Genomic DNA, 6,688 nt, shown 5'->3' on the forward strand with positions numbered 1-6,688 from the left:
GCACGTCGCGCGCAGGAGGCCACGGCCCCCGCGACGCCGGCGGCCGCCCCGCCGGCCGTCCTGCCGAGCGCGACCGCCACCTCCACGTGATCAGGAACAGCGATGACTGAGACGACCCACGACCTCTCCGCCATCGTCAAGGCGAACGACATCCGCGGCGTCGCCGGCGGGCAGCTCACGGCCGAGATCGCCCGCGCGCTCGGCGCCGCCTTCGCGGACGTCCTGGCCGAGCCCGAGCTGATCGTCGCCCACGACATGCGCCTGAGCTCCCCGGAGCTGTCCCGCGCCGTGATCGAGGGCGCCGTGCGCCGCGGCGCGATCGTCGCCGACGCCGGACTGTCCTCCACCGACCAGCTGTACTGCGCCTCCGGCCTCCACCGCGCGGCGGGGCTCATGATCACCGCCTCCCACAACCCCGCCCGCGACAACGGGATGAAGCTGTGCCTGCCCGGCGCGCGGCCCGTCGGCCGGGACTCGGGGCTCGAGGACGTGCGCCGGGGCGCCGAGGCGTATCTCGCCGCCGGGGAGATCCCCGTGCGCGGCGAGGGCCGCTCCGAGCGGATCGACACCCTTGAGGACTACGCCCGCACCCTCCACGGCCTGGTCGACCTGCCCGCGGGCCGGCGACTGCGCGTGGTGGTCGACGCGGCCGACGCGATGGCCGGCCTCACCGCCCCCGCCGTGCTCGGCCCGCTCGAACAGGTGGAGCTGATCGAGCTGCACTTCGGCCTCGACGGCACCTTCCCCCACCATCCCGCCGACCCGCTGCGGCCCGAGAACCTCCGCGACCTGCAGGAGGCGGTGCGCCGCGAGGGCGCGGACCTCGGCCTCGCCTTCGACGGCGACGCGGACCGCTGCGTCGTGCTGGACGAGACCGGCACCCCGGTCCCGCCCTCGGCGATCGGGGCGCTGATCGCCTCGCGCGAGATCGCCCGCGCCCGCGCCGCGGGGGAGGAGCGCCCCCGCGTGGCCGTCAACGCGGTCGCCTCCCGCCACGTGCACGAGGTCATCGCGGAGGCGGGCGGCGAGATGCTGCTGACCCCCGTGGGCCACGCCGGCATCAAGCGGATCATGGCCGAGAAGGACGCGGTGGCCGGGGTGGAGCACTCCGCGCACTACTACTTCCGCGACTTCTTCTTCGCCGACTCCGGCATGCTCGCCGCTCTGCACGTCCTCGCCGCGCTCGCGGAGACCGACGGCACCGCCTCCGCGCTGGTGGCCGAGCACTCCCCGTACGCCGGCAGCGGCGAGCACAACTTCCCCGTCGACGACGCGGTCGCGGCCACCGCCCGGGTGCGCGCCCACGCCGAGTCGCTGCCCGCCGCGCGGATCGACGAGCTCGACGGCCTCTCCGTGCACCACTGGGACGAGCACCTCACCCCCGCCGAGCGCTGGTGGCTCTCGCTGCGCTCCTCGCAGACCGAGTCGCTGTTGCGTCTGAACGTCGAGGCGCAGGAGCGGGCGACGATGGAGCAGGTGCTGGAGCGGATCCGGACGCTCGTGCTCGCCGAGGCGGACGCCGCCGAGTCGGCTCCCGAGCCGGCCGCTGCCGAACCGACCCCGGAGACCGTCCCCGCTGCTGTTCCCGCGACCGCTCCCGAGGTCGCTTCCGGGCAGCTGCCGGCCGGGGCGAGCGGCGCGGACGTGCCCGGCTGGGTGCGTGCGGCGCTGCGCTGCCCGGACTGCGGCGGGGAGCTGCACGACGTCGACGCCGCCCTCCAGTGCACGGACTGCGGGCGCGTCCACGCGGTCGAGGGCGGGATCCCGGTGCTGATCGCCGGCCGCGCCGAGGCGCCGTCGGCCGACTGATCAGGCCGAGAAGGGCACCGCCCGCACCTCGGCGGCCAGCTCCTGCTGGCGCTCCTGCGCCCTGCGCAGCCGCATCTCGTCCCGTCGTGAGCGCTCGGCGAGCACCGCGGCGAGGAACTCCTCCGGCGGAGTGCCCGGCGGCGGGGCGGGCGCGACATGCGGCAGCGTGCGGCGCAGCAGATCCCGCGAGAGCTGATGGCGCGACTCGGCGTTGATCTGCCCGGCCCGGGGCAGGAAGGCGCGGATGTCCTGCAGCAGCGGCAGCGGGAGCCGGCCCACGTCGGCCGCCTGCGCCCAGTCGCGCAGCGAGAGCGGGACCTCGATGCGCTGCGGAGGATGAGTGCGCATCCTCTCCTGGATCACCATCGTCCCGGCCAGCAGGTCCCCGATCCGGCGCGAGCGGCGGTCGATCACGGAGCAGACCAGCGCCACGGCGCCGGTGGTCGACCATATCTCGAACATCGCCATCACCGCGCGCAGCACGCTCTGGCGCACGTGCACCGGGCCGCCGTCGTCCCGCACCACCCGCGTGCCCATCACCAGCCGCCCCACGGAGCGGCCCCGCAGCAGAAGCTCGCTGAGCACCGGATAGCCGACATAGGCCAGCACCGAGGCGAGCAGGATCCCGGCGGCGAGGAAGCCGTCGTCCAGGGCGGCGCGGTCCGCGAACCATGCGATCGACAGGATCCCCCCGATCAGCAGCGCCAGCTGCAGCACCCCGTCGATCACGGCGGAGACGATGCGGGTCGCGAAGGACGCGGCGCGCAGGTCGAGCAGAACCGCATCGCCGGTGATCAGCGCGTCGCGGCGGCTCGAGGGGGAGACGGCCGCCGCAGTGCCCGAAAGTGCCATGGCCCCATCCTGGCAGGAGCGAGGAGGTGCCGTCAGCGTCGAGCGTCGGCTTCCGGCCGGGCCGCCCCCGACTTTCGTCGGCCGTGGACGGGGGAGGGCGCCGCCTACCCTGTCTGCGTGGACACCGACGCCTTCATCGCCGTGCACCGGCCGCAGTGGGACCGTCTCGAGGAGCTCACCCGCGCCCGCACCCTCGACGCGGGCGGCATCGACGAGCTGCTCGCGCTCTACCAGGAGGTCTCCACCCACCTCTCCACGGTCCGCTCCACCGTGCCGGATCCCGCGCTGATCTCCCGGCTCTCCCTCCTGGTCCACCGCGCCCGGCTGCGGATCACCGGGGCGCGGATCCCGCTGTGGAAGCACGCGCGCACCTTCTTCTGGGAGGACCTCCCCTCGGCGCTGTTCCAGGCCCGCTGGACGGTCGCGCTCGCGGCCTCGATCTTCCTGCTCTCCTCCCTCGTCTCCGGGCTGTACTTCGGCCTGGACGCGACCGCGCGCGAGCTCGTGGTGCCGGAGGCGCAGCAGCGCGCCCTCGCGCAGCGGGACTTCGTCGCCTACTACTTCGAGGGCGAGGCCTCGGGCTTCGCCGCCCGGGTGTGGACGAACAACGCGTGGATCGCGGTGCAGTCCGTGGTGCTGGGGGTGACCGGTTTCTGGCCGGTCTACATGCTGCTGCAGAACGGGCTGAACGTCGGCCTGTCCGCGGGGGTGCTGGGCGCCTACGGGGGATTGGACACCTTCTTCGTGTTCATCCTCCCGCACGGCCTGCTCGAGATCACCGCGATCGTGGTCGGCGCCGGCGCGGGTCTGCGCACCTTCTGGGCCTGGGTGCGCCCCGGCCCGCTGCCGCGACTGTGGGCGCTCTCCCACGCCGCCCGCTCCCTGGTCACCGTCGCGATCGGGCTGGTGCCCGTGCTGCTGGTCGCCGGGTTCATCGAGGCGTTCGTGACGCCGAGCTCCCTGCCGCCGGCGCTGCGGATCGCGGTCGGCGCCGCGGCCTGGCTGACGTTCCTCGCGTACATGCTCGTGCGGGGCCGCCAGGCGCATCGTGCCGGGATCACCGGCGACCTCTCCGAGGAGCTCGTCGGCTCCCGCGTCGCCACCGCCGCCTGAGGGCCGAGCCCTGCGACGGTGGCCAGGGCTGGGGGCCGAGCACCGATGGTGCGGCCTCGTGGCTGTGCGCCGCCCGCGCAACCTGGTGGTCGTGCGCCGGTCACCGCCGCTCGGGCCTCGCGGCCGCGCGCGACGGGGCGAGACGGCACGTCCTCTAGCCTAGTGAGATGCAGCAGCGCAGCGCCGACCGTGACTTCGCGGCCTACAACGAGGCTCAGGAGGGCCGGCCGGTGCGGCCTCTTGCAGTGCGCGCCGCGCAGCTCGTGCTCGAGGAGCCCGGGCGCTCACCTCGGACGTCGCCCGATGACCGGCTCGTCGCGGTCGAGCTCGGCAGCGGCGCCGGAATCGAGGCCCGCCATCTCGCCGGCGGCCGCGGCATATCGCCGGGACGACGTGAGCGGCGTGAGCGGCTCGGCCAGCGCGGTCCTGCCCGAGCCAGGCAGCGGCATGGTCACGTAGTGGCGCTGGGCGTACCAGTACGACGATATAGGCGTACTGGTACGCCCAGCGCCCGTGGCTGACCATCCTGACCACGACCACGGCGGCGGGTGCGGCTCCTGGTGCGGGGAAGCGCGGGTCATAGTCTGCCGGCGGCCTTGAGAGCGAGATACGCGTCGGCGAGGGCCTGCGGGGCCCGGTCCGGCGGGGCGTCGACGACGTGCGCGCCGACCCGCTCGAGGGCATGGGAGACCCCGGCGCGCTCGGAGCGGGCGTGCTCCGCGGCGGCGGCCCGGTACACGGTCTCCAGATCGCCGCGCCCTCCGGCGAGCTCCTCGAGCGCGGGATCGGCGACCGAGGCGAGCACCAGGGGATGGTCCTTGGCCAGGCGCGCCGCGACCGGCAGCAGCCCGGAGTGGAGCACCTGCGCCTCCACCGGGGTGATCAGCACGACGAGGGAGCCGCGGCGGGCGCGGGACTCGATCGCGGCCGCGGCGCGCTCCCAGTCCGTCTCCACCAGCGCCGGCTCCACGGCCGCGGTCGCGGCGACCATGTCGTGGAGCACCTTGGTGCGGGTGGAGCCGAGCACCGAGACGTGCGGGATCCGGTCCACGCACAGCAGGTCCACCCGGTCCCCGGCCTGCCCGGCCAGCGCCGTCAGCAGCAGCGCCGCGTCGAAGGCGGAATCCAGCCGCGTCGCCTCGCCGAGCCGTCCGGCGGAGGTGCGAGAGGTGTCCATCACGATCAGCACGTGACGGTCCCGCTCGGGCCGCCAGGTGCGCACCACGACGCTGCGCCGGCGCGCGGTCGCCCGCCAGTCGATCGAGCGGACGTCGTCGCCGTCCACGAAGTCGCGCAGGGAGTCGAACTCGGTGCCCTGTCCGCGCTGGTGGATCGCGGCGAGCCCCTCGATCTCCCGCAGCCGCTGCACGCGGGAGGGGAGGTGCTTGCGGGAGCCGAAGGGGTGCAGGGCCAGCATCCGTCCGGGCGCCGGGACGCGGGCGCTGCGGCGGGCGAGGCCCAGCGGGCCGAGCGAGCCGATCAGCAGCTGCCGGGAGCTGTGCTCGCCGCGCCTCGTGGGGGTGAAGGACTGGGCGATCGCGCGCCGCTCCTGGCCGGGCAGGTCGAGGCGGCTGTGCTGGGAGGTGAGGCCCGCGGTCGGGTTCCAGGCGTCGCGCACCTCGAGCCGTGCGCGGCGCGCGGTCGTGTTCGTCAGCAGCAGGCGCCCGGGGACGGTGCCGCCTAGACGCACCTGCGCCGGCGCCTCGCGACGCACCCGGATCCGCTGCGGGGCCGGGGCGGCCAGCGCATCGGCGAGGACCACGAGCGCCCACAGCGCGAGCAGGATCAGGACCACCCACCACAGCGGCCACAGCACGATCACGGGCAGCGCGAGCAGCGCGGCCAGGGCAGCGCGCGGGGTGAACGAGATCCTCATGAGGCGCTCAGCGGGGGACCGGCACGGAGGCGAGGGTCGCGGCGAGCACGGCCTCGACCTGGGTGCCCTCCAGCTCGGCCTCGGTGGTCAGCCGCACCCGGTGCGAGAGCGTCGCCGGGGCCATGGCCTTCACGTCGTCGGGGGTGATGAAGTCCCGGCCCGAGAGGTACGCCCAGGCGCGGGCTGTGCGCAGCAGCGCGATCGCGCCGCGCGGGGAGACGCCGAGGGTGAAGCTGGGGGAGCGGCGCGTCGCCCGGCACACGTCCACGATGTACTGCACGACGGGATCCTCCGCGGCGACGCGAGCGACGTCTCGCTGGGCGCGGTGCAGGGAGGGAACGTCCACGACGGCGCGCAGGCCCATGGCGGCGAGATCTGTGGTGTCGAAGCCGTCGGCGTGGCGGCGCAGCACGTCCACCTCGACCTCCCGCTCGGGCAGCGGCATCACGGTCTTGAGCAGGAAGCGGTCCAGCTGCGCCTCGGGCAGGGTGTAGGTGCCGTCGAACTCGATCGGGTTCTGCGTGGCGACGACGAGGAAGGGATCGGGCAGGGGGCGGCTCGCCCCGTCGATCGTCACCTGCCGCTCCTCCATCGCCTCCAGCAGCGCGGACTGCGTCTTCGGCGGCGTGCGGTTGATCTCGTCGGCCAGCAGCAGGTTCGTGAACACCGGACCCTCGCGGAAGACGAGGTCGCTGGTGGAGTTGTCGTAGACGAGGGAGCCGGTGATGTCGCCGGGCATCATGTCCGGGGTGAACTGCACGCGGCGCATCCGCACGTCGAGCGCCTCCGCGAGCGAGCGCACCAGCAGGGTCTTCGCGACGCCCGGCACGCCCTCGAGCAGCACGTGCCCGCGGCACAGCAGGGCGACGACGAGGCTGGTGATCGCCGCGTCCTGGCCGACGACGCCCTTGTGGATCTCGGCGGCGAGCCCCTGCAGCTGCGCACGGGTGTCGACGTCGAACCCGGGGGTCGACGCGGCGACGGCCGACGCATCGGGCCGGCCGCCCTGCGGGGCGGGGGAGGGCTGGGGCGCGCCGG

General features: G+C 74.7%; 6 protein-coding genes. 2 read left to right on the top strand and 4 right to left on the bottom strand.

Annotated elements, in window-relative coordinates:
* The first annotated feature begins 102 nt into the window (after positions 1–102).
* Positions 103–1,809, top strand: a complete 1,707-nt coding sequence (locus tag HMPREF3159_RS07670; protein ID WP_070500500.1) for a phosphomannomutase/phosphoglucomutase — start codon at positions 103–105, stop codon at positions 1,807–1,809.
* On the opposite strand, the gene HMPREF3159_RS07675 is transcribed toward HMPREF3159_RS07670, so the two are convergent.
* Positions 1,810–2,661: an RDD family protein gene (locus tag HMPREF3159_RS07675; RefSeq protein ID WP_070500501.1), complete on the bottom strand. Its 852-nt coding sequence runs from the start codon at positions 2,659–2,661 to the stop codon at positions 1,810–1,812.
* Between the two features lie 117 nt (positions 2,662–2,778).
* Here HMPREF3159_RS07675 and HMPREF3159_RS07680 point away from each other — a divergent pair, with 117 nt between their 5' ends.
* Positions 2,779–3,774 carry a stage II sporulation protein M gene (locus HMPREF3159_RS07680; RefSeq protein ID WP_070500502.1) on the top strand — a complete coding sequence of 332 codons (996 nt, stop codon included), beginning with the start codon at positions 2,779–2,781 and terminating at the stop codon, positions 3,772–3,774.
* A 284-nt stretch (positions 3,775–4,058) separates the two neighbouring features.
* Here the strand turns inward: HMPREF3159_RS07680 and HMPREF3159_RS17470 are convergent, their stop codons facing one another.
* From HMPREF3159_RS17470 to HMPREF3159_RS07690, 3 genes are all read right to left on the bottom strand, one after another.
* Positions 4,059–4,229: a hypothetical protein gene (locus HMPREF3159_RS17470; RefSeq protein ID WP_168165396.1), complete on the bottom strand. Its 171-nt coding sequence runs from the start codon at positions 4,227–4,229 to the stop codon at positions 4,059–4,061.
* Positions 4,230–4,351: 122 nt separating this feature from the next.
* Positions 4,352–5,650: a DUF58 domain-containing protein gene (locus HMPREF3159_RS07685; protein WP_070500503.1), complete on the bottom strand. Its 1,299-nt coding sequence runs from the start codon at positions 5,648–5,650 to the stop codon at positions 4,352–4,354.
* Positions 5,651–5,657: 7 nt separating this feature from the next.
* Positions 5,658–6,688: AAA family ATPase (locus HMPREF3159_RS07690; RefSeq protein ID WP_246821555.1), on the bottom strand; the 1,031-nt coding region annotated here is incomplete at its 5' end.

The organism is Brachybacterium sp. HMSC06H03, from assembly GCF_001807385.1.
GTDB classification, from domain to species: domain Bacteria; phylum Actinomycetota; class Actinomycetes; order Actinomycetales; family Dermabacteraceae; genus Brachybacterium; species Brachybacterium conglomeratum.